General features: G+C 48.3%; 25 protein-coding genes. 17 read left to right on the top strand and 8 right to left on the bottom strand.

Going from position 1 to position 23,202, the window contains the following annotated elements:
- Window positions 1-126 precede the first annotated feature (126 nt).
- Both BMZ56_RS15045 and BMZ56_RS15040 read left to right on the top strand, forming a co-directional pair.
- Entirely contained in the window at window positions 127-444 is a 318-nt protein-coding gene (locus BMZ56_RS15045; protein WP_090628105.1) for a DUF2752 domain-containing protein, read from the top strand.
- The gene (locus tag BMZ56_RS15040; RefSeq protein ID WP_090628104.1) at window positions 431-790 is read left to right on the top strand and encodes a TM2 domain-containing protein; all 360 of its coding nucleotides are present in this window, start codon (window positions 431-433) and stop codon (window positions 788-790) included. The genes BMZ56_RS15045 and BMZ56_RS15040 overlap by 14 nt, the downstream gene beginning before the upstream one ends.
- Here BMZ56_RS15040 and BMZ56_RS15035 read toward each other — a convergent pair.
- Entirely contained in the window at window positions 787-1,431 is a 645-nt protein-coding gene (locus tag BMZ56_RS15035) for an HD domain-containing protein (protein ID WP_090628442.1), read from the bottom strand. The two genes, BMZ56_RS15040 and BMZ56_RS15035, sit on opposite strands and share 4 nt — an antisense overlap.
- Window positions 1,415-2,608, bottom strand: coding sequence for a THUMP domain-containing class I SAM-dependent RNA methyltransferase (locus BMZ56_RS15030; protein ID WP_090628102.1), 1,194 nt, complete (start codon window positions 2,606-2,608; stop codon window positions 1,415-1,417). The genes BMZ56_RS15035 and BMZ56_RS15030 overlap by 17 nt, the downstream gene beginning before the upstream one ends.
- Before the next feature lie 146 nt (window positions 2,609-2,754).
- On the opposite strand from BMZ56_RS15030, the gene BMZ56_RS15025 reads away from it, so the two are divergent.
- Window positions 2,755-3,147 carry a DUF3127 domain-containing protein gene (locus BMZ56_RS15025; protein ID WP_090628101.1) on the top strand — a complete coding sequence of 131 codons (393 nt, stop codon included), beginning with the start codon at window positions 2,755-2,757 and terminating at the stop codon, window positions 3,145-3,147.
- A gap of 99 nt (window positions 3,148-3,246) precedes the next feature.
- On the opposite strand, the gene BMZ56_RS15020 is transcribed toward BMZ56_RS15025, so the two are convergent.
- Both BMZ56_RS15020 and BMZ56_RS15015 read right to left on the bottom strand, forming a co-directional pair.
- Window positions 3,247-3,801: a hypothetical protein gene (locus BMZ56_RS15020; RefSeq protein ID WP_143072934.1), complete on the bottom strand. Its 555-nt coding sequence runs from the start codon at window positions 3,799-3,801 to the stop codon at window positions 3,247-3,249.
- A gap of 40 nt (window positions 3,802-3,841) precedes the next feature.
- On the bottom strand, window positions 3,842-4,591 hold the full coding sequence (locus tag BMZ56_RS15015) for a hypothetical protein (RefSeq protein WP_090628098.1): 750 nt from the start codon (window positions 4,589-4,591) through the stop codon (window positions 3,842-3,844).
- A 159-nt stretch (window positions 4,592-4,750) separates the two neighbouring features.
- On the opposite strand from BMZ56_RS15015, the gene BMZ56_RS15010 reads away from it, so the two are divergent.
- Window positions 4,751-6,703 (top strand): tetratricopeptide repeat-containing sensor histidine kinase, encoded by a 1,953-nt coding sequence (locus BMZ56_RS15010; RefSeq protein WP_090628096.1) that lies wholly within the window; start codon window positions 4,751-4,753, stop codon window positions 6,701-6,703.
- Window positions 6,696-7,307, top strand: coding sequence for a response regulator (locus BMZ56_RS15005; RefSeq protein WP_090628094.1), 612 nt, complete (start codon window positions 6,696-6,698; stop codon window positions 7,305-7,307). Before BMZ56_RS15010 ends, BMZ56_RS15005 begins: the two co-directional genes overlap by 8 nt.
- Before the next feature lie 13 nt (window positions 7,308-7,320).
- Here BMZ56_RS15005 and BMZ56_RS15000 read toward each other — a convergent pair whose 3' ends face one another.
- From BMZ56_RS15000 to BMZ56_RS14985, 4 genes are read right to left on the bottom strand one after another with little or no spacing between them, the layout of a single operon-like run.
- A complete protein-coding gene (locus tag BMZ56_RS15000; protein WP_090628440.1) occupies window positions 7,321-7,803 on the bottom strand; it encodes a fumarate hydratase in 483 nt (160 codons plus the stop codon).
- Between the two features lie 50 nt (window positions 7,804-7,853).
- Window positions 7,854-9,251, bottom strand: coding sequence for a class II fumarate hydratase (fumC, locus tag BMZ56_RS14995; RefSeq protein WP_090628092.1), 1,398 nt, complete (start codon window positions 9,249-9,251; stop codon window positions 7,854-7,856).
- A gap of 30 nt (window positions 9,252-9,281) precedes the next feature.
- Window positions 9,282-10,520 carry a hypothetical protein gene (locus BMZ56_RS14990; RefSeq protein ID WP_090628091.1) on the bottom strand — a complete coding sequence of 413 codons (1,239 nt, stop codon included), beginning with the start codon at window positions 10,518-10,520 and terminating at the stop codon, window positions 9,282-9,284.
- A 30-nt stretch (window positions 10,521-10,550) separates the two neighbouring features.
- Complete coding sequence (locus BMZ56_RS14985) at window positions 10,551-11,159, bottom strand: Crp/Fnr family transcriptional regulator (protein ID WP_090628089.1); 609 nt, start codon at window positions 11,157-11,159, stop codon at window positions 10,551-10,553.
- 329 nt (window positions 11,160-11,488) lie between these two features.
- Between BMZ56_RS14985 and BMZ56_RS14980 the strand changes: the two genes are divergently transcribed.
- The 12 genes from BMZ56_RS14980 to BMZ56_RS14925 all read left to right on the top strand — a co-directional run bounded on the left by BMZ56_RS14980 (window position 11,489) and on the right by BMZ56_RS14925 (window position 23,194).
- Window positions 11,489-11,953, top strand: a complete 465-nt coding sequence (locus BMZ56_RS14980; RefSeq protein WP_090628088.1) for a c-type cytochrome — start codon at window positions 11,489-11,491, stop codon at window positions 11,951-11,953.
- Between the two features lie 31 nt (window positions 11,954-11,984).
- On the top strand, window positions 11,985-13,958 hold the full coding sequence (nosZ, locus tag BMZ56_RS14975) for a Sec-dependent nitrous-oxide reductase (protein WP_090628086.1): 1,974 nt from the start codon (window positions 11,985-11,987) through the stop codon (window positions 13,956-13,958).
- 6 nt (window positions 13,959-13,964) lie between these two features.
- Window positions 13,965-14,558: a hypothetical protein gene (locus BMZ56_RS14970; RefSeq protein ID WP_245893250.1), complete on the top strand. Its 594-nt coding sequence runs from the start codon at window positions 13,965-13,967 to the stop codon at window positions 14,556-14,558.
- Window positions 14,555-15,001 carry a nitrous oxide reductase accessory protein NosL gene (locus BMZ56_RS14965; protein WP_090628083.1) on the top strand — a complete coding sequence of 149 codons (447 nt, stop codon included), beginning with the start codon at window positions 14,555-14,557 and terminating at the stop codon, window positions 14,999-15,001. The genes BMZ56_RS14970 and BMZ56_RS14965 overlap by 4 nt, the downstream gene beginning before the upstream one ends.
- Window positions 14,980-16,233 carry a nitrous oxide reductase family maturation protein NosD gene (locus BMZ56_RS14960; RefSeq protein WP_177195163.1) on the top strand — a complete coding sequence of 418 codons (1,254 nt, stop codon included), beginning with the start codon at window positions 14,980-14,982 and terminating at the stop codon, window positions 16,231-16,233. Before BMZ56_RS14965 ends, BMZ56_RS14960 begins: the two co-directional genes overlap by 22 nt.
- A complete protein-coding gene (locus BMZ56_RS14955) occupies window positions 16,230-16,949 on the top strand; it encodes an ABC transporter ATP-binding protein (protein ID WP_090628082.1) in 720 nt (239 codons plus the stop codon). The genes BMZ56_RS14960 and BMZ56_RS14955 overlap by 4 nt, the downstream gene beginning before the upstream one ends.
- A gap of 5 nt (window positions 16,950-16,954) precedes the next feature.
- Window positions 16,955-17,722 carry an ABC transporter permease gene (locus BMZ56_RS14950; protein WP_090628080.1) on the top strand — a complete coding sequence of 256 codons (768 nt, stop codon included), beginning with the start codon at window positions 16,955-16,957 and terminating at the stop codon, window positions 17,720-17,722.
- 114 nt (window positions 17,723-17,836) lie between these two features.
- Entirely contained in the window at window positions 17,837-18,790 is a 954-nt protein-coding gene (ric, locus tag BMZ56_RS14945; protein ID WP_090628078.1) for an iron-sulfur cluster repair di-iron protein, read from the top strand.
- A 15-nt stretch (window positions 18,791-18,805) separates the two neighbouring features.
- Window positions 18,806-19,642 carry a DUF2249 domain-containing protein gene (locus tag BMZ56_RS14940; protein WP_090628077.1) on the top strand — a complete coding sequence of 279 codons (837 nt, stop codon included), beginning with the start codon at window positions 18,806-18,808 and terminating at the stop codon, window positions 19,640-19,642.
- Window positions 19,643-19,646: 4 nt separating this feature from the next.
- Window positions 19,647-20,927, top strand: coding sequence for a hypothetical protein (locus tag BMZ56_RS14935; RefSeq protein WP_090628075.1), 1,281 nt, complete (start codon window positions 19,647-19,649; stop codon window positions 20,925-20,927).
- Window positions 20,908-21,237, top strand: a complete 330-nt coding sequence (locus BMZ56_RS14930; protein WP_090628074.1) for a metal-sulfur cluster assembly factor — start codon at window positions 20,908-20,910, stop codon at window positions 21,235-21,237. Before BMZ56_RS14935 ends, BMZ56_RS14930 begins: the two co-directional genes overlap by 20 nt.
- Window positions 21,238-21,337: 100 nt before the next feature.
- Entirely contained in the window at window positions 21,338-23,194 is a 1,857-nt protein-coding gene (locus BMZ56_RS14925) for a hypothetical protein (RefSeq protein WP_090628072.1), read from the top strand.
- Window positions 23,195-23,202 lie beyond the last annotated feature (8 nt).

Genomic DNA, 23,202 nt, shown 5'->3' with positions numbered 1-23,202 from the left:
AACACAGTCGTGTTAGCGTATGATGGGCTAAAGGTAATCATTTTGTTAAGTCAATAAAATCAGTACGGTGATAAATTGGAAAACTATTGTAACTTTATCTTTGATGAAACATCTTAGTACATAACGATGCAAAGCAAGCAATTATTTCAAAAATTGCCAATTGAATGGATGTGCTGGCTGATGGCGTTGATTCTGCTTTATTTTTCTGATCCGCACAATCACCATTTTACGTTGTGCCCGTTGGAAAACATGGGGCTGGACTGGTGTCCGGGGTGTGGACTGGGCCGTTCGATCGCGCTTCTCATGCAAGGTGAAATTGGGGCTTCGTTTGCCATGCATTGGTTGGGTATCCCCACATTTTTTATAATAATACATCGGATTTATAGGCTATCAAAACTCACATACAATCATTGGACAACACCTTATTATCATGAGCAACCGTAATATATTAATGGGTATTCCGGGAATTTCTCCCGAAGAGCTAATGTATCTTCAGCATGCAACGGCATCGCTGAATGAAGAACAGATGAAGAATTTTGTGTTTCTCTATAGTGGCAAGCGGAAAAATACGCAGGATATTCTTTTATTTACCCTGTTGGGATTCCTCGGATTTGCCGGCATTCAGCGGTTTGTGCTCAATCAAGTGGCGATGGGGATAATCTATTTCCTGACCATCGGATTCTGCTGGATAGGGACCATCGTAGATCTCATCAATCATAAAAGCATGACCGACGAATACAATCAACGGGTTACGCGTGAATGTTTGCAAATGGTAATGGGCGGGTTTTAGTTACCTTCCCATTCCCGATAAAACTGCTCGAGATACTGCTGCATAAACTGATGTCTTTCCTGGGCGATCCGTTTGGCCGCATCGGTATTCATCTTATCTTTTAGTAAGAGAAGTTTCTCGTAAAAATGGTTAATCGTGGGGGCGGTGCTGTTTTTGTAAGTTTCTTTATCCTGATGGATAGTTGGCTTTATAGCCGGGTCATATAACGTCCGGTTTTTAAACCCACCGTAATGGAATGCCCGTGCGATGCCGATGGCACCGATGGCATCCAAACGATCTGCATCCTGGACAATTTCCAGCTCTTTGGAATGAAAGGTTACCCGACCTAAACCAGCCTTATACGATAGGTTGGCAATGATGTCCTGCACATGGTTAACCACGGGTACATCCACTTCGATGCTCTTCAGAAATTCGCCGGCAATCCGAGGTCCCAGGGTTTCATCACCCCCATGGAATTTGCTGTCGGCGATATCGTGTAATAGTGCGGCCAATTCACAGGTTAACCGATCGGCCTGCGTATGCTGCAACAGGGTTTTTACGTTATTCCAAACACGGAAGATATGCCACCAATCGTGCCCGGCTTCGGCATTTGCGAGTCGTTGGCGTACGAAATCAGCTGTCTGCTCAATGTAGATTTGCATCGGAGGGATTTTCATTTTTTGTTCGACGGCTCCCTGCGTAAATTTCGTATTCCAATAAGCGACAGTCCAGTTTGCCATTGTAAAATTCAATCCGACGGGATGTATGAAGGCCGATTTTCTTTGCCAAATCGGGATTGCCCGTAAATACATAGCCGCGTTTACCCGCACATTGTTGTTTCAAGAAATCGCCTATCCGCGCGTAGGTGGCTTCGAGTTTAGTGTGTATGCCCAAGCGCTCGCCGTATTCGGGATTGAATACGACCGCCCCCGGGCCATCAGGTAGGGGCGTATCCGCAAAATCGCAGACATGAAAGTCAATCAGCGGGTCTACACCCGCGGTTTTGGCGTTCATCCGGGCAATGTCGACCGCTTCTTGAGATAGGTCGGTGGCGATGATTTTTGCTTGTGTCTTTTTATTCACCTGTTCTTTAAGCTTTCGCCGTTCAGCAAAGAAGACCTGTTCGTCGTATCCCAGAATGTGCATGAACGCATAGTTCATACGAAAAAGGCCGGGTTTTCGGTTCGTAGCAATCAGCGCGGCCTCAATAGCCAATGTGCCAGACCCGCACATGGGATTGACAAAAGTGGATTGCCCATCCCACGCGGTAGCATACACCACACCGGCGGCCAATGCTTCCAGCATGGGTGCTTTACCGGGATGCTTGCGATAGCCATGTTTAGCGAGCGTTTCGCCCGAGGTATCGAGAAAGATCTCCGCTTGATTGTCCTGCCAATAAAGATGTACGACTGTTTTATGTAAATCGGGGCCACTATCTGGGCGTAACCCTTTTTTGCTTTTAATGCGATCCGCAATGGCGTCTTTTACCTTCAGGTTAGCAAATAGGGGAGTGGAAATCGTCGGGTTATTGACGTTGGATGTTACGGAAACATAACCGTTAAATGCAATTAAATTTTCCCAGGGAAGGGTTAGTAGCCGGTCATAAAGCTCATTTGGATTGCTGGCTGAAAACGTGTCCAACGAGTAAAGTATCTGACTGGCACAGTGCAGATTGAGATTGAGCCGGATGCAGTCATTGACAGTTGCCATCAATTCTACGCCCGTGGCGAAGCCGCGTTTGATGTCGAATCCCAATCGCCGTATCTCGCCCTGTAAATAAGGAGAAAGGCGTCTGTTGCAGGTAACGATGATTTTGCTGGGGGTGTTGAAAACTTCCATAATATTTTGGCAAAGGTAGGTATTATCGTAAGTAAAAATTACGTAATTTTACCCTTTCATTAAGAACATGTAATTTGTTAACTAACGGAACGTCAGAACCTGTCCAAGTGATTTGCTAGTGTAGGTTTTGATAAAAAAAGCAAGTAATGGAAATACGAGGAAAAGTGCACGAAATTGGTGATGTACAACAAGTTACCGACACATTTAAGAAACGGGATTTGATTGTGCAGTATGCGGAGAACCCCCAGTTTGTTGAATATATTCGTTTCGAGGCCACACAGGATCGGACCACATTATTCGATAATTTGAGCGTGGGTGACGAGGTGGAGGTTTCATTCAATCTGCGTGGACGCCCTTGGACGAACCGGGATGGTGTGACGAGCTATTTCAATTCATTGGTGGCTTGGCGGGTTGCCAAAGTGACTTCTGAACCGGTAGCCGGAGGTGCGCAGTCTGCCTCTAATTCGCAATCATTTACGCCTCCTCCCACGGTTGACATTTCCGCCGAAGATGGGAAAGATGATGATTTGCCATTTTAACCGAATATAGTTTAGTTTGTAAATCACGAAAGGTGTCCCGACATATGTCGGGACGCCTTTTTTTTCGCCTGCCACAGCGGGTGTGCAACCATCTGCCGTTCAGAATTTAAAAGTCAATCCTACTGCCAGTACCGAAACACCATATCCCAGTTCGGCGTATGCCCCGAGGTTTTCGGTAAAGAGCCAGCGTCCGCCCAGGAATCCGGAAAGACCGACACCGCTACCGTAATTATTGGAAAGATCAGCGCCGCCTCCTTCGGTCTTGTACTTGACGATGTTGTAACCCAACATGGCCCCGCCATACACGTCCAGGTTGGGCAGCTCGGTGAAACCATTATAATGATAGGCACCCCGTGCGCCGACAATGATATAATTCCATTTTGCGGTATAACCCAAATCGGTGTATTTGTAACCCGTATTGCCAATGTAGCCACCCAGGCTGATTACTCCGGGCCCACCGATATCCCAAAGACCATGATCTACCGAAACGCTAATAGCAGGGCGGGCCTTTCCGAGCCCGCCCAGCGCTGTACCTAAGCCGATGCCGACATTACCTGCGGTTGTTCCTTTTTGAAAGGGTTGTGCTTGAGCAACGGTAGCCACAAAGGCGACTATTGCGATTGCTGAAAACAGCACGATGATTGATTTATTCATTTTGTTTCTCATTTTGATGAACATTGTGTATGATTCGGATTCAGTTCGCCTTCTTGTAGCGGTATTCGTGGGTTTCGGCCACCTCGTCGGATCCCCGGTTGTAAACCTTGGCGCTTACTGGATAGCCGGCGTCGTTGTAGGTGTATTCCCAGATTTGGTCCACCATACCGGCTATCTTCACAGACCGGGGATTATTTGCGTAGCTGATTTTCCAGGCCCAGGGGTAATTGGTATGCGTGCTTTTCTTGTCGTCATAATCGCCGTATTCCTGAAGGGCTGCCCCAATCAGGACAGTTGCCAGGTTACCTTTCGTATCAAAAGTGTACGTGGACGTTTGTGCTGCCCCTTCGTGAAAAACTGTTTCGGCAACGGTATTCTCGGTGTAGGTGTATTGTACGGGAACTACTACATCGCTACCGTCGGAGTCGGGGAATGTCCAGACTCCCGCCACCGGTTTATCATCATCTTCGTAGGTATACGATTCGCTTAAATACACTTCGTCAGTCATTCTGTCTGCCGCAATGAGCCGATTCCGGTCATCGTAGGTGAATGTAACAGTATGCAGGTCGCCGCTGGTTTCGTCCATTAGGTGATGGATCGTTGCACGGTTTCGCTCGTCATATTCAAATTTGGAGATCGTTTGTCCGTTTTTCGTTTGCTCGATCAGCAATAAGTCGCCAGACAGTTCGTTATCGGGGCCGGTGTCTTCGCCGCCGTCATTTTTGGAACAGGAAGTGAACACTCCAGCAATCAGGAGCAGCCACAGGGTTTTTCGAATTGTCGTCTTCATGGTATTTATTAATTAGTTTATGATATTATTGCAAGGCAAAAGTATGCGCTTACCGGGCACCGTACTTACCCCCCAAAGGGGGGGTTTAATTGGGGGTAAACGGCTTACCTTTGTTGTGATAATAACGAATACATTTGCTAGACCCTTATAGGTAGCCTTATGAAAAGACATATAAAAAGCAAGATCGTGTGGTTGCGGCTATTAATGTGCATTTCCACGATATGTAATTCCCCTTTTCTTTTGTGCGGGCAGTCGGTGGATTCCTTGGAACAGCTACTGGCAGAAAAAAGCCTTACGGATGCAGCGAGAATCCAGCTATATTACGATTTAAGCTGGGCATACAAGAATATTGATGTTAACCGTTCGATAGATTTTGGTAAAAAAGGGTTAGTGCTTGCCCAAAAAACAGGGGATTCCAAAAAAGAAGCTTCATTATACTTCAATATCGGTACCGCCTACTATGCGGGAGGTACATACGATACTGCAATGATATACCTGGAAAAAGCTCGGACCCTTGCTGACAAACTCCAGAATTACAGGCAGCAATCTTCGATATACAACGCGTACGCAAATATCTACAATGTCCAAAGTTTGTATGAAATGGCATTGGAAAACTATTTTGCTGCGGTGAGAATTTTAGAAGACCATAACGATACACAGGGACAAGCCGTACTGTATTATAACATTGGCAATATCTACCAGCGTATGGAGAATTTTGAGCAGGCGTTCAAATATTTCAGAATCACGGAGGAGTTGGCTACAGATGCGGGTAGTCAAGAGGTACTGGCTGGTGTCTATGTTTCGCTTAGTAACATTACCTTTCATCAAGGAAAACCTAGCGCAGTATCGGTAGATTATGCGCATAAAGCTGCCGAAATTTCTAGAAAGGCGGGGGATAAGTATCGTGAAAACTTTGCCATACAAGCCCTAGCGCAGCTATACAGCCTTCATGACGACTATGTTACGGCCGAGCCGATTGCACGACAAGCCTTAGCTATGGCCAAGGAGCTGGGTTTCCCCAGCCTAATCACGCCCGCATTGGTCATATTGGCAGACATATATTTTCAGCAGGGGCAATATGCCCAATCGGTAGTGCTGGCAGGTGAAGCGTTAGCTATCGATTCGACCGACTATAATCACACGAAAGACATTTACACGAATCTGGCGGTTGCCAATGCCTACCTGGGTCATCCGGAACTTACCCATAAATATATGGATAGTTATCGGACAGCATCGGATCGCTATGCTAACGAATCCTATCAAAAGACATTGTCGGGGATGGAAATAAAGTATGAAACCGAAAAAAAAGAACTTCAAATAGCCTCTTTGGAACAGGAACGGAAACTATCTATTTGGCTCGGTGTCGCTTGTGTAGCTATTCTCCTCATTGCATTGGCACTCGCCTTCATACGCTACCGATTGGCGGTGAACCGGCGGAAACTAGCGGAAGAAGAAACCCGACGCCTGGAGCAGGAAAAGCAGTTGGTTGCGGTGCAGGCCACACTGGATGGTGAAGCAGCCGAACGTACACGCCTGGCCAAAGACCTGCACGACGGACTGGGTAGCATGCTGTCTGCGGTGAAGATCAATTTGCCGCAGGTGAAAGGTGATGCGGTGCTGGAAGCGGTTGATGTATCCCGCTTTCAGACAGCGTTGGGTATGCTCGACGATTCTATTCGGGAGCTTCGTCGCGTGGCGCACCACATGATGCCGGAGTCACTTCTGCGCTATGGCTTGAAGATCTCCCTGTCGGATTTCTGCGACGCCATCGCTATCGCCCAATTCCATTATTTCGGGAGTGAAGCCCGTCTGCCCGAGAAACTGGAAATCATGGTTTACCGATGTATCCACGAGCTGGTCAACAATGCGCTGAAACACGCAGCGGGTACGCAAATCAATGTGCAATTGGTCCAAGAATCCGAGCGAGTATCCTTCACCGTACAGGATGATGGCAAAGGCTTTGATGCACATACGGTATCGGAAGGGATGGGATTGCGGAATATCCGCCAGCGTGTCGCGGCTTTTCAGGGTAAAATGGCGGTTTATTCATCCGAACAGGGGACGGAAATCCACGTAGAACTGGAATTAACAAATAAAGACAGCAATGATTAGCGTAGCCATCATCGATGACCATAAGATTCTTACGGAGGGATTGGTAAACCTGATTGATGAATCGGGTATAGCGACTGTTATCGGTGTGGCACACAGCGCTACGGATTGCCGGCTTTCCCTCGGCTTCTGGAAACCGGATGTGTTGCTCCTCGATGTCGGCTTGCCGGACGTCAGCGGAGTGGACTTCTGCAAGGAGGTGAAAGCGCAGTTTCCGAAAATCAACGTGTTGGCACTGACTACACATAACGAATATGCGATTGTACGGCAGATGTTGGACAATGGCGCTTCGGGCTACTTAGTCAAGAATGCGATGGCCGATGAGGTATTGGCCGGCATAGAAGCAGTGGCTGCTGGTAGGACGTTCCTTTGCCATGAAATCGACCTCTTGATGAAGAGGCCATCGTCGAAGAACATCTGGTTGAGCCCCAGGGAACGTGAATTACTCCGCCTGATTTCAGAGGGATTAACCAACGGTGAAATTGCCGAACAGATTTTTTTGAGTCCCGAAACGATCAAAGGTTACCGCAAGAATCTGCTATTGAAACTGGGTGCGAAAAACACAGCAGTACTGGTGAAAATGGCGGTTGAGCAAAAATTGATTTGATTATCATTTTCATTTATTCCCAGCGTTTCTTCGGTACGCACGTGATGTCGGCGGTTTTCCGCAGCAAAAGCGGCCGTTGATCATAACGGTTTTCCAATACGAGTGAATCGGAGGAATACCGGACAATTTTAAAACGAGGAAGATATTGTCCGCTGCGGTAACAACCGGAAATTTTCTGCCTCCAGTCTGGTTTTGTGTACAGACCATCCACAATCAGGCTGTCGCCGCGGACCACGTAAATACCTTTCGCATACTCGGTCCACTGCCCGTTGTTATAGCAGGAATCGGCAATATTATTGACCTTAGCAGTCGTGCGTAGAGTGGCATAGATGGAGTCGCACGTAAATTTCAATTCATGCAGTGTATAACGCAATAGCGCATCTTGCATCGGAATGCTGTCCTGCACCCATACTCCTTGCAGGTAGTCCGCGCCTTCGCTTTGAATATCGGGATTGAAACGGCAACCCATGGCACATAGAACGAGCATACCAGCCATGAACAGCCGGTATGCCGCGTTACAGCGTAATATATACGTTTTACGGTCGATCACTTGAGTCCACCAATCATATCCTCCGGTCGCACCCACTCGTCAAACTGCTCGTTGGTCAGCAGTCCCAGCTCCAGCGCGGCTTCCCGCAGTGATTTGTTTTCTTTATGCGCCTTTTTGGCGATTTTTGCTGCATTTTCGTAACCAATATGGGGATTAAGCGCTGTGACGAGCATCAACGAATTTTCCACGTGTTTTTTAATCCCGTCGTAGTTTGGCTCAATACCGATGGCGCAGTGATCATTGAAGGACACGCAAGCATCGCCAATTAGCTGGGCGGACTGCAGGAAATTGGCGGCCATTACGGGTTTGAACACGTTGAGTTCATAATGTCCATTAGCTCCCCCGAATGCGATCGTCACATCGTTTCCGATAACCTGGGCGGCCACCATCGTGAGCGCTTCGCACTGGGTCGGATTGACTTTGCCGGGCATAATGGATGAGCCGGGCTCATTTTCCGGAATCAGGATTTCGCCAATGCCGGAACGTGGGCCGGAAGCCAGCATCCGGATATCATTGGCGATTTTATGTAGCGATACAGCAAGCTGCTTCAAGGCACCGTGGCTTTCCACAATGGCATCGTGCGATGCGAGGGCTTCAAATTTGTTCGGAGCTGTACGGAAAGGAAGTGCGGTAAATTCGGCAATGTAGTTAGCCACATTTTCCGCGTAATCCTTCGGCGTATTGATGCCGGTTCCTACAGCGGTGCCGCCTAATGCCAACTCGGAAAGATGCGCTAACGTGTTGTTAAGCGCCTTTAATCCATAATCAAGCTGAGCGACATAACCTGAAAATTCCTGTCCCAGGGTAAGGGGGGTAGCATCCATCAGGTGCGTGCGGCCTATTTTTACGACAGCAGCGAAAGCCTCAGATTTTGCCTTCAGGGTATCACGTAATTTTTCAACCCCCGGAATGGTTACTTCTACTACCTTTTTGTATGCGGCAATGTGCATGGCAGTAGGGTAGGTATCGTTGGATGACTGTGATTTATTTACGTCGTCATTAGGGTGGATGAACGGTTTGCCTGCACCCAATTGATTGCCTTGGATAACATGGGCCCGGTTGGATATTACCTCATTCACATTCATATTGGACTGGGTGCCTGAGCCGGTCTGCCAGATGACCAGTGGAAACTGGTCGGCCCACTGCCCGGCAAGGACTTCGTCGCATACTTGTGCAATCAAATCCCTTTTTTTCGCGGGTAATACACCAGCGTCCGTATTGGTATAGGCGGCTGCTTTTTTGAGGTAGGCGAAGGCTTCGATAATTTCCCGGGGCATGGATGCCGCGGGGCCGATTTTAAAGTTATTGCGCGAGCGTTCAGTCTGCGCTCCCCAATACTTATCGGAAGGCACCTGTACTTCGCCCATGGTATCGTGTTCTATTCTATATGACATGGAATTTTTGTTTTTGATTACGCTACAAACTTAGCTAAATTGACCTTTATATGCAACCACCTTCTGACTCCATAGCAGGCCGCCAAGGCCCAAGACGATGCTCGCCGCAGCTATCGCGAGACCCATGGGGAGGTATGCGACGGATATATTAATTAACCCTAAAGCCCCTTGAAGCAGTAGCAACAGTTCATTCAGCATAATGCCCGCTACCAGTATTCCCGTCGCGATAACCGCAATGCGGTTAGTATACAGGATTTTCTGCATGTAACCATAGGTAATCAGGAAAAGTGTGATGATTACCAGCAGGACGAGATGAAGGTACCCGATGACAATCGGCCGAAATCCATATGTTAGCTGGCTTAATGAAGGAAAAGCAGATAGGCCTTGAAGCAGTATCTTGATGCTAACGGCGAGCACGATACCGATGAGCAGCCACCTTGAAATCGTAGAAAGGCGGTGTTTATATAATCGTCGTTTTGCAAATACTGTATATAGCCATGTTGCCCAAGCAGTGGTTTGCAGCATCACGGCGCTAACCACAAGTGTGTACAGCCAGCCAGGAATGTCCCACCACAGCACCGAGAGGAAATAGAGCGGGATGCAAGATAGGGCAAAAGTCCAGAACACCAACGATGCATGTTTCAGAGATATTCTCTGGAGCCTTAACCAATGGTGGGCCAAACCGAAGCAGGCAAACGTAAACCATCCGTTATACTGAAAATGGAGGAAAAAGTAAATCGACGCCAATTGCAATCGGGGATCTGTGTTGTGAGATGCCATTAAATACGCTAAGTAGAACGTGCCAACAGAAGAAAATACAAGAAAAATCAATGCTGCACGCAGCCACTGCCATGTGGCGGCGTTGCGATCGGCCCGATGCGCCATATCCCGCCAACAGATTCCAGCGAACAGGTAGGAAATCAATACCGTAGCTGTGGCAGCGCAGATCGAATACAATGCGTAGCCTTGCAAAAAAAAGCTTACGAGCATACCATAGGCCGTTAGGAGGTTGGTGAAGATGAGTACTTGATACCTACGCGGCAATGTCCTGTCATTTTTTATGTCGCTTAAGGCGGCAGCGATCAAGACCATCAATGTATGGGATACCCATCCGGAGAAAGCGAAGTGTGAATGCGCATGCAAGACGTATTGTTGATTGATGGCGGGCAGTGGAATTAAAAACTTAATCCGCATAAGTAAACCCAGCACGGCAACCAGCAGTAGGTTGAAGATCCCAAAGATCAACCAATGGCGGACGGTTATTTTCATTTATTTTTCATTTGTTAGATCAATAGGGGTTTACAAACCGTCTGCTGGCACAAACACTTTACCCTTTACAATGCTTAGCCGATCTTCTTTTTCCATGTGTTTGATAGCCCTGATGATGGTTTCTACCCGTAACCCAGTCATGTTGGCCAGTTGCTGGCGTGTAAGCATCAGCCGATTGCAATTTTTGCAGATAAATTTTCCGTGTTGATTAAAATAGCCGATCAGTTTGGAAATGATGGTTTCCGGATTATTTTGGGATAGTAGGTCTGTTAAAAAGAATTTAAAGCGCAGGTGCTGAACTAAGGATTTCGTGAAATCAAAATGAATGTCGGGATTATCCTGAAGCAGCTGGTGGAACGAAAGGGTACACAGTCTTAGGATGGTGCAGGGGGTGTCGGCAATGGCACTGGCGGCGTAGGGCTCACCATCAAATAAGGGGAATTCGCCAAAGCTTTCCCCGGCTTCTACGATACGGTGAAGAATTTCTCTGCCATCTTCGGTAATGTTGCACCACCGTACCCGTCCAGACACCAGCTGGTAATAATAGGTTGCTTGTGCTCCCTCGTCGAAAATGGCATCACCTGGTGTTGCTTTTCGGTATGTAGCGCCCCTTTGTAGAAGAAGATCCGTCGGAATCATAGGCGTTTCTATAAAAATATTGTTAATGGTTACCCGTAGCAAACATACGGGGAATCCCGGCTACCCCTATTGACAGCGGTCACATCAAGAGGTGACGAAGATCAGAATTAGGTTTGTTTTTATATAAATTGTTGTAATACAATCGTTTGCTGATAATTGAGAACAAGCGAATACCTAGAAAAGAACCCACAGGGGCTGCTTTATGATTCCACGCATAAAATCGCCTCAGGCATGCAAGTACCTTTGTCTTAACAAAGAAAAGCGTATCGTGCGTGTAGAAATAATGAAAAATAACTTCCACATAACTATCTTACTTAAAACAACTTAAAATGAAACAATTAGCGATCATTTTGGTGCTAGGCATATTGGTTTATGCCTGTTCCTCAGGAGGCAAACAGGATTCGGAAAGCAATTCCGCAAAGACGGAAGCTCAGCAGCCGTCAGATTATGATCCTAACCGCGGGCTGGGAAAGTTTGATAATGTAGACCTGGGCGATAAACTGGATGTGCAGATGGCGAACGATGGAAAACTTATCGCCGATGTCAAATGCGCCAGCTGCCATAAGTATACTGAAGACCGTTTGGTGGGCCCGGGATGGGCAGGCGTAACCGAAAGGCACCGTCCCGAATGGATCATGAATTTCATCACCAATCCAGATCCGATGATCGACAAGGATCCCAAATTGCTGGCTCAGTTGGAGATATGCTTAGTACGTATGCCCAATCAGAACCTGTCTGATGACGATGCCCGCAAGATCTTGGAATTTATGAGGGAAAATGACGGGGTTAACTAACGATGCTTTTTTGTCACTAATATATCGTATTATGAAACTAAAACCAAAAGAAGGTCTCCTGTGGATGCTCGCCGCTGCTGCGGTATCCCTCTCCTTCAGCGCGTGCAAACCCAAAGGTGCGGGAAGCGCCGTGTCCGGAAATGCAGCACAACGGACGTATATACCTCCGGGACAATATGATGAGTTTTATACGTTCACTTCGGGCGGATTCAGCGGGCAGATGAGTGTATACGGATTGCCTAGTGGGCGCCTGTTTCGGGTAATCCCTGTTTTTTCGGTAGATCCTGAAAAAGCATGGGGATTCAGCGAAGAAACCAAACCCATGTTGGAAACGTCGCACGGATTCGTCCCTTGGGATGACTTGCACCACATCGAATCGTCTTTTACCGATGGAATGCCCGATGGTAAATGGATGTTTGCAAACTCTAACAATACACCGCGCTTAGCCCGGATAGATCTCCAGACGTTCCGTACGGCGGAGATTATTGAGATTCCCAATACAGGGGGAAACCACTGTTCGCCGTTTACCACCGAAAATTCGGAATACGTCATTGCAGCGACGCGCTTCAGCGTACCGCCGGATGGCCCCGGAGGAGATGTGCCGATCAGTTCATACAAGGAAAACTTCAAAGGGCACATCAGCTTCGTCAGCGTGGATAAGGAAACGGGTGAATTCAATATCGCATTTCAGTTGAAAACCCCGGGATTGAACTTCGACTTGTCCAGTGCCGGAAAAGGTGTGTCAAACGGCTGGCTTTTCATCAGTTGCTACAACTCAGAGCAGGCGCACACGTTGCAGGAAGTTAATGCTTCCCAAAACGATAAGGATTTCATCATGGCTATCAACTGGAAAAAGGCCGAAGAATATTTCAAGGCAGGTAAAGGTGTCAAGCAAGCTGTACGCTATGCCCATAACAAATATGATGAGCATACCCATACGGCTACTTCACAGATCAAAACTGAAGTCACTGTGCTGGATATTACCGATTTTGACGACTTGGCGTATCTGATTCCCTGTCCGAAATCACCCCACGGAGCCGATGTCAATCCAACGGGCGAGTATATCGTGGGCAGTGGGAAATTGGCGGCACTGATTCCGGTGTTCAGCTTTGAGAAATTGCAGAATGCCATTGCCAACAAGGAATTTGAAGGTGAGCGTTACGGCGGCGTTCCGGTTGTAAAGTATGAATCTGCTCTGCACGGCGAAGTGCAAAAGCCCGGGTTGGGACCGCTGCACACAGAGTTTGATGAAAAGGGAAATGCGTATACATCATTCTTCGTCTCTTCGGAAGTGGTGAAATGGAATGTTAAGACGTTGGAGGTCCTCGATAGGCAACCCACCTACTACTCTGTTGGTCACCTCATGGTAGCCGGAGGAAATTCCAAAAAACCTTACGGCAAATACCTAGTGGCTTACAACAAAATCACCAAAGACCGTTTCCTGCCTACCGGACCCGAACTTTGCCACAGTGCGCAATTGTTTGACATCAGTGGTGACAAAATGGAGTTGCTACTCGACTTTCCGACGATTGGTGAGCCGCACTATGCGCAGTCGTTACCAGCCGATATACTTAAAGATAAATCGCTGAAAATCTATGACATCAACGCCAATGCGCACCCGCATAAAACAAATGGTGAGGCCGAAGCTCGGATAGAACGTGAGGGGAACATCGTGCGGGTGTATATGACCACGATCCGCTCTCACCTGACACCAGATGTCATCGAAGGCATACGGATGGGCGATGAAGTTTATTTCCATGTCACTAACATCGAGCAGGATTGGGATATGCCCCACGGATTTGCGATCAAGGGAGCGAAAAACGCTGAATTACTGATTATGCCCGGAGAAACCCAGACCATTAAGTGGGAACCGGACCGGGTGGGTATCTTCCCATTCTATTGCACTGATTTCTGCTCGGCGTTACACCAGGAGATGTCGGGATATGTGCGGGTTTCACCCAAAGGAAGCAATGTAGCGATGACATCCTATACGGGCAATAAATAAATTGACGTGAAAACTCAGCATCACATCCTATCATTGAATAGGGCCATACTCATCATCGGTGGTATCGCACTACTTGCCGTCATCGCATTGCCGATATGGCGCATTGAGCTGGATGCCGCACAGTATCCCGAAGGGTTGGAGCTGTTGATCTACAGCTATAAGCTGGAAGGAGAGGTCGATATTATCAATGGGTTGAACCATTACATCGGAATGAAAACGCTCCGTGCCGATGATTTCATCGAATTTACCCTGTTACCTTATCTTATCGGTATATACGGCCTTGCTTTTATCTTAGTGGGCATATCTGCTCGGAGGAAATTACTGAATATCTTGTTTGGAGCGTTTCTGCTATTCGGCGTCATATCGATGGTTGATTTCTGGCGGTGGTTGTATGAATACGGTCATGACTTAAATCCCTCTGCTCCCATCAAAGTGCCGGGCATGGCGTACCAACCGCCGCTGATCGGATTTAAGCAGCTACTCAATTTCGGTGCTTTTTCCATTCCGGCTATTGGCGGGTGGATCTTTATCGCTTGCGGGATTCTGTTAGCTTATTGTGTATATGTGGAGTGGCGTATGGTTAACTATAAAACATCATGAATACCTTCAGATCTTTAAGCATTGTCTTTTTTGGGTGGGTCTTCACGCTCGGTATAGTAGCTTGCGGAGGTGATGGCCCGAAGCCCATCAATTTCGGAAAGGATCAATGTGCGCATTGCCGGATGACCGTGAGTGACGCCCGTTTTGCCAGCCAGCTGGTTACGGCCAAGGGACGTGCTTACAACTTTGATGACGTGCAGTGCATGGTTGCTTTTGTCGAGGGAGGCGGCGTCGCCCGGGAAGAAGTGGCCCACTATTACCTACCCGACTATACGAATGAAAACAAGCTGCTGTCCGCTGATAGACTCTTTTTGCTGAAAAGCGAGTCGTTGAAGAGTCCCATGCGGGGGGACATCGCTGCATTTGCCAGCGAAGCAGATTTGGAAAAAGTGCGGCATATCCACGGCGGAGAGCGCATGACATGGGAGGATCTGTGGAAATAACCTATCTAGTTAACCTTTGCGTTTGCCTGATGGTAGCCGGCATGGTGCGTGCCGCTACCATCGAGGTAGGACCCCGACATCGGATCACTTCGATTAAAAGCGCTCTGGAACTAGCTGCCGACGGGGATACCATCCGGGTAGTAGGAGGAACATACCGCGAAGGAAACCTAGCAATCCACAAACGTGTTGCAATCCTCGGGGTGGATCACCCCGTTATCGACGGCCAAAAGCAGTACGAACCACTTTCTATATTTGCCCCCAATGTGACCATTCAGGGGTTTACCATCGAGGCGTCCGGCCAGTCTGCCGTAACCGACATTGCTGCGGTAAAAATATATGATACCCACCATGTCACCATCGCCGATAACGTATTCGACGACAATTTTTTTGGAGTCTATATACAGGGATCCAGCCAATGTACCATCCGTAATAACCGATTGACAGCCTATGGTAAGACAGAGCAGCTGACGGGCAACGGTATACACGCATGGAAAAGTGACAGCCTGCACATTGGTGGCAACACCGTTACCGGTCACCGGGACGGAATTTATCTTGAATTTGTGACGCACACCGAAGTACGGGACAACCATTCCCTGAATAACCGGCGATATGGGTTGCATTTTATGTTTTCGCATGACAACGGATATTATTACAATACGTTTACCAACAACGGGGCCGGTGTGGCGGTGATGTATACCAAGCATGTGCGCATGGAGCATAATGTATTCAGTGAAAATTGGGGAGATGCGGCCTATGGCTTATTGTTGAAAGACATCACAGACAGCCATGTTGCGCATAATGTTTTTTCCCGTAATACCACCGGTATATTGATGGAAGGAAGCAACCGTATCCAGATGCAACGCAACCAGTTCCAGGGGAACGGTTGGGCATTGAAGATTCAGGCCAGTTGCATGGATAACAGACTAACCCAGAATAATTTTGTGCAGAATACGTTTGACGTGGCCACCAATGGTTCGCTGGTACTTAATACATTTGAGCACAACTATTGGGATAAGTACGAAGGGTATGACCTGGATAAAGACAAAGAAGGCGACGTACCTTACCGTCCCGTCAGCCTGTATTCGATGGTGGTGGAGAAGTATCCGATGGCCATGCTGCTCTTCCGCAGTTTCATGGTAGTGCTACTTGACCGCACTGAACGGGTATTGCCCAGTCTTACGCCTGAAAATCTGAAAGATGATCGTCCGTTAATGAACCCTGTAGACTTATGATTACGATCCAACAGTTATCGAAAAGGTTCGGAAAGCTTCAGGTACTTAATGAGGTTTCCCTGGCGTTGGAGGGCGGACAATGCGTGGCGCTCATTGGACCCAACGGAAGCGGCAAGACTACCTTGATTAAGGCTATATTGGGTATGGTGATTCCGCAATCGGGCAACATACGGTTCAAAGGCAAGGACATTGTCGGCGAATGGGAATACAGGAATGAGATTGGATACATGCCTCAAATCGGGCAGTACCCGGAAAACATGACCATCGGACAGGTATTGGATATGATGAAAGATATCCGGAGAGTGCCAGAATCGACCCTGGATTATGACCTTTTCAACGCGTTTGGATTGGGTGGCATGCTCGATAAGCGGATGCGGACACTTTCGGGGGGAACACGCCAGAAAGTGAGTGCCTGTCTCGCCTTTATGTTCAATCCTGAGGTACTCATCCTCGATGAGCCGACGGCGGGGCTGGATCCCATTTCGACCGAGCTACTGAAAGATAAAATTATCGGCGAACGGCAAAAGAACAAACTGATCCTCATTACTTCGCACGTGTTGAGCGAACTGGATGACCTGGTGTCAGAAGTTATTTACATGCAAGAGGGAAAACCATTGTTTCACAAGACACTGCAATCGCTTAAAGCGGAAACCGGAACAAACCGGCTGTCCAGTGCGGTTGCAAGGGTAATAGCTATTCATGAATTCGTTGATTGAACCCGATGAACAAGATTATTAAATATGTCATAGCTGATCTTCTCAGAAGTCGAACCATCCTGGTGTACACCGCAGTATTATTGGTGCTTTCATTCAGCGTGTTCAGCATGGAAGACAACGCTGATAAAGGTGTAGTGAGCCTGTTGAATATCGTGCTGTTCGTGGTGCCGCTGGTAAGCATTATCTTTTCGACGGTTTACCTATACAACAGTGCGGAGTTCATGGAGTTGCTCGTTAGCCAGCCGCTGCGGCGTAATGTAATCTGGATGAGCATTTTCATCGGCTTGGCAGGTGCCGTCTCTTTGGCTTTTGCCGTTGGGGTTGGAATACCCGTAATTTTTTATGCGGCTACTGCATCAGGCTTGATATTGGTGCTTTGCGGTTGTGCATTGTCATTGATTTTTGTATCGGTTGCCTTGTGGGCGGCCGTGCGAATACGCGACAAAGCCAAAGGCATCGGGCTGGCTATTTTGCTTTGGCTGTACTTTGCCCTGCTGTTCGATGCATTGGTACTGTTCCTGCTGTTCCAGTTTTCGGACTATCCGATCGAAAACGGTATGGTGGCGCTGTCGTTGCTTAATCCCATTGATATCAGCAGAATTCTCATTCTGTTACAGATTGATATCTCCGCGCTGATGGGATATACCGGTGCAATATTCCGGAGTTTTTTCGGCACAGGCGGAGGCGTGGCTCTTACCATTGCTGTGCTAATTCTGTGGTCAGCGGTTCCATTGTGGTTTTCCCTGCGGTTTTTTAAGCGCAAAGACCTCTAAATAGATAATGAAGGGGACTGATTATCAGCGCCAAGTAAAAATAGAAACGAGCTGGTTTAATAGAAGACAAAAAAGTCTTTTTTTAATATATTTGGAAATCAAATCAATAATGTCATGATAAAAACAGCAATACTGGATGTTACCCGGATTGAGCCCCGGCTGAAACATCCGACGATTTTTGAGCATTTCGATGCATTGGAAGCGGGTGAAAGTTTCATCATCCACAACGATCACGATCCCAAACCTCTGTATTACCAACTACTGGGAGAGCGGGGTAATATTTTCACATGGGAATACCTGGAAGCGGGCCCGCTGGATTGGCAAGTACAGATCGCCAAACCCGCCGCTGAGAAGGCCGAAGAGACGGTGGGTGAGATCGCAGCCAGGGATATGCGGAAGGCAGAAGTTTTCAAGAGGTTAGGGATCGATTTCTGTTGCGGTGGAAAACAGACACTCAAAGAAGCCATTCATCATGCGGGACTAACGGAAGAACAGGTACAGGAAGCATTGGACCGCTCGGAAACAGTGGTGACCGGACAAACGGCACACGATTTCGATTCGTGGGATCTGAGCTTCCTGGCGGATTACATCTATCAGGTACATCACAAGTATATCCGGGAAAACGGACCTATCATCGAACAGTTGGCAGAAAAGGTCGCTTCGCGCCACGGTTCGGTGCATCCCGAGCTTGTCGAATTGGCGGATGGACTGGAAGGGCTTATGGGCGAACTGTACAGCCATGTACAGAAAGAGGAACGGGTACTGTTTCCTGCGATTAAAGCACTGGAAAGTAACGGGACGGGCGTGCAGATACCGGTCGGAATCGGGGGACCGGTGCAACTGATGGAAGTTGAACATGGCGCGACGGGTGATGAGCTTAAAGCGCTGCGGAAACTGACGAGAGATTACGAATTGCCAGCGGATGCCTGCAATTCATATACCTACCTTTTCGAGAAGATAAAGGAGTTCGAAAACGATCTTTTCCAGCATATCCATTTGGAAAACAACATTCTGTTTCCCAAAGCATTGAAATTGGAAAAGGAACGTCTCAGTAGTGCGGGTGCATGATAAGGGAGAAGAGCGATGATTATCAACAAACACACCCGGGTATCGGAGGTCATCAAGGTCAACGCCGACAGTATAGCGGCGATAGCTGCACTTGCGAAGCCTTTGCGAAAGCTGAAGAATCCGTTGCTGCGCCGGGTGATGGCACCACGGGTCACGTTGGCCGAAGCAGCCGCCATTGGCGGCTGCTCCATGGCGGACATCCGGGCGGCGCTGGAACCTCTGGGATTCCGGTTTGCCGATGAGATGCTGATGGAGAGCCAAGAAGAGCGGAACAATATCGAACGGCCGGACTGGCTTGCCGCAGCGGATGAAGATGCGGTCGATTTTTTTGATGTACGCGAAATGATCGAATCGGGCGACGATCCGCTGAGAGCCATCGTACAGCGATATGGCGCATTGCCAACCGGCAATCTGCTGTGCATCGTTAATTCCTTTGTTCCTTATCCATTGATCAACTTACTTGGAAAAAAAGGTGCAAAAAGTTTCGTCGAAACCGTGGGTGATAAGGTGTATCACACGTGGTTTTTCAAGCGAGATGCATTCGCGAAGCCGACAGAAACGCCCGCCGCCGACCGCGTCATGATGCACGATTCGCCCTCATTCGACCGGATATTAGCTACCTATGCTGAAGCCAAACTTGTTCGGCTTGATGTCCGTTCCCTGCCGATGCCACAGCCGATGGAGGCTATTCTGGAGACTTTGCCGACCTTGTCACCCGGCCAAGCACTGTATGTACAGCATAAGCGGGTCCCTTTGCACCTGCTGGAGGAACTCGCAGACCAAGCGTATGTCGCGCATATCCACGAGGTAGGAGCGGGCGATGTGAAGTTGTTGATTGTACCAAGGGTTTAGAAGTATGGCAGCTATCCCCATCGGAAAAACTCCTCACCGCATGGCGGTATTGCCATTTTATGGTACCGGAGCCGTGTTCTTTGCAGTACTGGCAGTGCTGCTTTTTAGGGTAGCCGGCGAATTGACCGGGCATCACTTTAATCCGCATCTGTTGGCCCTAGTCCACACAGCCGCACTGGGCTGGGGGACCATGGTCATTTTCGGGGCGGCCTACCAATTACTGCCGGTTATCTGTGAGCGTGATCTGTATAGTGTGCCATTCGCTGTCGCTTCCTATGTGATGCTCACCCTGGGTACCCTTCTGTTGGCCTGGTCATTCTGGGTGTTTGAAGTGGGCGCGCTGATGATTATCGGTGGTTCATTGGTCGTATCAGCTGCCTTGCTCTATACCATCAATACGAGTGCCACCGCCGCACTGCATCAACACAGTTCCGTTCAGCGTGCATTTATGGTAAGTTCGGCACTGTGGCTACTTATTACCACCATCATAGGGCTTCTGCTGGCTATCAACCTGCGGGTTACCTTCATCCCACGTAATCACCTCGATATGCTGAAGCTTCATGCACACGCCGGCCTTGCTGGATGGTTTCTGCAGCTGATTTCCGGTGTGAGTACGAAACTGGTGCCGATGTTTCTTTTGGGTAAGTCGAAGCGGGAGTGGTTGCTTTATGTTGCATTGATCTTACAGAACGCGGGATTGATTCTGTTTCTTTCTGACGGTTACTTCAATCCCGTTACGTCGAAAATGCTGACCTATGCTGGTATCGTCGCATTGGGTACGTTTGCTTGGCTGATTTACCTCGCCGATGCGTACCGCAACCGCCTGCGCCGGAAAGTGGAACTGCTGATGAAGCACGCTGCCGTTTCATTTGCTTGCCTCGTCGTGGGATTTGTCTTGCTCCCGGTCGCATATTTTGTCGCGGATACCCGTTGGACATCTCTCTATGGTACGTTTTTATTCCTGGGATGGATTACCGCCATTATCTTAGGCAAAACATTTAAGACCCTGCCGTTTATCGTTTGGAGCAATCATTACCGGCACCTCACGGGCAAAGTAAACGTGCCATTGCCCAAGCAATTGTACAGTGAACGGCTTACCGTCTATCAGTTTTACGTATACCTTGCTGCGTTTGTATTACTGGTTGCGGGAATGGTGACCAATTGTACCGCTTTGATCCGTGTTGCGCTGATAGCATGGATCATATTGGCAGCATTGTATGTTGTTAATGTGGCAAAGACAATTTTTCATAAACCGATGATGACAGATGGAAATAAAACTCAATGACCCGTTTGCCGCGGAATTGCTAAAAGCGCAGACGGCACTGATGCAGGTGATCGATCCCGAGCTGTATGTCAATATCATTGATCTCGGCTTGGTCTACGGCGTCGATTTTAGCGATGCAGCGAGGGTGAAGGTAACAATGACCCTTTCTACACCCGGCTGCCCCATGGGCGAGGCGATTACCAATGGGGTGGAAAACATACTAGGAGTTGTTTTCCCCAAGCGGGAAATCGAGGTCGAGGTGGTCTGGGAACCGCGATGGAACTATCACATGATTACCGATGCGGGTAAGGCCCAGATGGGACTGGAATAGCAGGATTTTATCCATTATGATACTCGTCACTTCCACGGGTGACCTTCATCATATGCTGCCGCTGCGGAATCCCTAATTTTGTAGTACCGAAACAAATACAATGAACGAAACCAATCAACACACCTTTCATATACCCGTAATGGGACTGGGATTCACGATTGACACACCGCTGAAAGTGGCGCGGTTTGGCATATCATCGGCATTGTCGTTGGCCGATGACCACCTGGTGGAGCAGATGCGTGAGTTTTATGCAACGGCATTTAGTCGGCCATTTACCCCTATTTCATCCAGATCCGAAGATTACCGGGCTAAGCGGATCACAGCATACCTCAACCTGTTACAGGATATCATTGATGAGCAGGTAAAACAACTTCACAACGGACGGTTTGAATCCGATAGCGACCTTACGCACTATTTTGAATTGCTGCCGGAGGGAGCACCGGCAAAACGTGATTACCTTGCCATGTGTGCCAGCAGTGGTGAAGAGCGGAAAAAGCGGGCTACGGACCTGCGTGCTGCCGTTACTGCGGGGGCAATCGATGTAAATATCATGACCAAGGTAGATAAAACCAACTACGCGGCAGATGGTACTCCACTGCCGCCCGAATATTCGGATGCATCGGCCGCACTGAGGGGATTTGCGATGAGCAATCTCCAATCGGCCGTTATCTTGTCAGCTGGGCTAAATCCACGCCTGTATAGTTACTTCGAGCAGTTTGATGATTTCTTCCCGGATGGAAACGGAAAGCTTACCAAACGGATTATTTTGAAGGTAAGTGACTATCGGTCAGCATTAATACAGGGCAAGTTGCTGGCAAAAAAGGGCCTTTGGGTGTCTGAATTCCGGATAGAGTCTGGCCTGAACTGCGGGGGGCATGCATTCGTCAGTGATGGAGTCTTGTTAGGCCCGATCATGGAGGCTTTCAAAACGCAACGTGGGGGGCTTTATGCAGAATTGAAGAAGCTATGCGATACCGCGCTTGCAAGCAAGGAACGGCAGGGCTTTGGGGTAGACCCCATGCAGCGTATTACCGTGCAGGGAGGTATCGGTACGGCGGGCGAAGACCGCTTCCTGATCGATTACTATCAATTGGACGGGACCGGGTGGGGAAGTCCTTTTCTGTTGGTGCCTGAGGCTACGAATGTCGATGAAGATACCCTTACGAACCTGGCGAATGCACAGCCCGAAGATTTTTACTTGAGTAATGCTTCGCCATTGGGTGTGCCGTTCCATAATTTCCGTCCGAGCAGTTCCGAAGAACAGCGGAAATTGCGGGTTGCCAAAAACCGTCCGGGCAGCCCGTGTCATAAAAAGTTCCTGTCGTTTAACACCGAATTTACCGAAAGGGCGATTTGTACCGCCTCCCGCCAATATCAGAACTTGAAACTCAAAGAAGCAAGGATTAATTGCCCCGATGAGGAAGCATACCAAAAAGCCGTCACAGCCATCGTTGAAAAGGATTGCCTATGTGAAGGGCTCGCAGCACCGGCGGTGCTAACCAATGGCATACCGCCCAAGCATAACCTAAAGGCGGTAACGATATGTCCGGGACCCAACCTGGTGTACTTCTCCAAAATCGCATCCCTGAAAGAAATGGTCAGTCACATTTATGGTAAGGTCAATCTATTAAACAACCGGTTCCGTTCAAACCTGTTTGTCAATGAACTGCGCCTTTATATCGACTACCTAAAAGGGGAAATCGGGAAAAACCAGCATGATTCCACCGAAAAAAGGAGTGCGTACTACCGGGCATTCCGCGATAACCTGCTACTGGGTATCGAATACTACCGATCTATCATACCATCCATGCAGCGTTATGCCCAAACAAACATAGACGATATGAAAGCAGCGATTGCAGATGCAGAAAAAACCCTGCTTCAATTGTCTATTTTCAGCGCAACCTCGGTGTGCACAGCCGTAAGATTGCCACAAGAAAGAACTTCAGGATGCATCTGACTTTCGGT

This window comes from Parapedobacter indicus, from assembly GCF_900113765.1.
Taxonomy (GTDB): Bacteria; Bacteroidota; Bacteroidia; order Sphingobacteriales; family Sphingobacteriaceae; genus Parapedobacter; species Parapedobacter indicus.
Note: the sequence above shows the minus strand (reverse complement) of the source record. Positions and strands in the feature narration are given on the sequence as shown.

What these genes read in the sequence shown, in the direction of transcription:
- BMZ56_RS15015 (WP_090628098.1), bottom strand. Translation starts at nt 4,591, where the DNA reads ATGAAGACGACAATTCGAAAAACCCTGTGGCTGCTCCTGATTGCTGGA.
- BMZ56_RS14955 (WP_090628082.1), top strand. Translation starts at nt 16,230, where the DNA reads ATGATTACGATCCAACAGTTATCGAAAAGGTTCGGAAAGCTTCAGGTA.
- BMZ56_RS15045 (WP_090628105.1), top strand. Translation starts at nt 127, where the DNA reads ATGCAAAGCAAGCAATTATTTCAAAAATTGCCAATTGAATGGATGTGC.
- BMZ56_RS15040 (WP_090628104.1), top strand. Translation starts at nt 431, where the DNA reads ATGAGCAACCGTAATATATTAATGGGTATTCCGGGAATTTCTCCCGAA.
- fumC (WP_090628092.1), bottom strand. Translation starts at nt 9,251, where the DNA reads ATGTCATATAGAATAGAACACGATACCATGGGCGAAGTACAGGTGCCT.
- BMZ56_RS14985 (WP_090628089.1), bottom strand. Translation starts at nt 11,159, where the DNA reads ATGATTCCGACGGATCTTCTTCTACAAAGGGGCGCTACATACCGAAAA.
- BMZ56_RS15035 (WP_090628442.1), bottom strand. Translation starts at nt 1,431, where the DNA reads ATGCAAATCTACATTGAGCAGACAGCTGATTTCGTACGCCAACGACTC.
- BMZ56_RS15025 (WP_090628101.1), top strand. Translation starts at nt 2,755, where the DNA reads ATGGAAATACGAGGAAAAGTGCACGAAATTGGTGATGTACAACAAGTT.
- BMZ56_RS15005 (WP_090628094.1), top strand. Translation starts at nt 6,696, where the DNA reads ATGATTAGCGTAGCCATCATCGATGACCATAAGATTCTTACGGAGGGA.
- BMZ56_RS14990 (WP_090628091.1), bottom strand. Translation starts at nt 10,520, where the DNA reads ATGAAAATAACCGTCCGCCATTGGTTGATCTTTGGGATCTTCAACCTA.
- BMZ56_RS14930 (WP_090628074.1), top strand. Translation starts at nt 20,908, where the DNA reads ATGGAAATAAAACTCAATGACCCGTTTGCCGCGGAATTGCTAAAAGCG.
- BMZ56_RS15030 (WP_090628102.1), bottom strand. Translation starts at nt 2,608, where the DNA reads ATGGAAGTTTTCAACACCCCCAGCAAAATCATCGTTACCTGCAACAGA.
- BMZ56_RS14925 (WP_090628072.1), top strand. Translation starts at nt 21,338, where the DNA reads ATGAACGAAACCAATCAACACACCTTTCATATACCCGTAATGGGACTG.
- BMZ56_RS15000 (WP_090628440.1), bottom strand. Translation starts at nt 7,803, where the DNA reads ATGGCTGGTATGCTCGTTCTATGTGCCATGGGTTGCCGTTTCAATCCC.
- nosZ (WP_090628086.1), top strand. Translation starts at nt 11,985, where the DNA reads ATGAAACTAAAACCAAAAGAAGGTCTCCTGTGGATGCTCGCCGCTGCT.
- ric (WP_090628078.1), top strand. Translation starts at nt 17,837, where the DNA reads ATGATAAAAACAGCAATACTGGATGTTACCCGGATTGAGCCCCGGCTG.
- BMZ56_RS14935 (WP_090628075.1), top strand. Translation starts at nt 19,647, where the DNA reads ATGGCAGCTATCCCCATCGGAAAAACTCCTCACCGCATGGCGGTATTG.
- BMZ56_RS14960 (WP_177195163.1), top strand. Translation starts at nt 14,980, where the DNA reads ATGGGAGGATCTGTGGAAATAACCTATCTAGTTAACCTTTGCGTTTGC.
- BMZ56_RS15020 (WP_143072934.1), bottom strand. Translation starts at nt 3,801, where the DNA reads ATGAATAAATCAATCATCGTGCTGTTTTCAGCAATCGCAATAGTCGCC.
- BMZ56_RS14980 (WP_090628088.1), top strand. Translation starts at nt 11,489, where the DNA reads ATGAAACAATTAGCGATCATTTTGGTGCTAGGCATATTGGTTTATGCC.
- BMZ56_RS14965 (WP_090628083.1), top strand. Translation starts at nt 14,555, where the DNA reads ATGAATACCTTCAGATCTTTAAGCATTGTCTTTTTTGGGTGGGTCTTC.
- BMZ56_RS15010 (WP_090628096.1), top strand. Translation starts at nt 4,751, where the DNA reads ATGAAAAGACATATAAAAAGCAAGATCGTGTGGTTGCGGCTATTAATG.
- BMZ56_RS14950 (WP_090628080.1), top strand. Translation starts at nt 16,955, where the DNA reads ATGAACAAGATTATTAAATATGTCATAGCTGATCTTCTCAGAAGTCGA.
- BMZ56_RS14940 (WP_090628077.1), top strand. Translation starts at nt 18,806, where the DNA reads ATGATTATCAACAAACACACCCGGGTATCGGAGGTCATCAAGGTCAAC.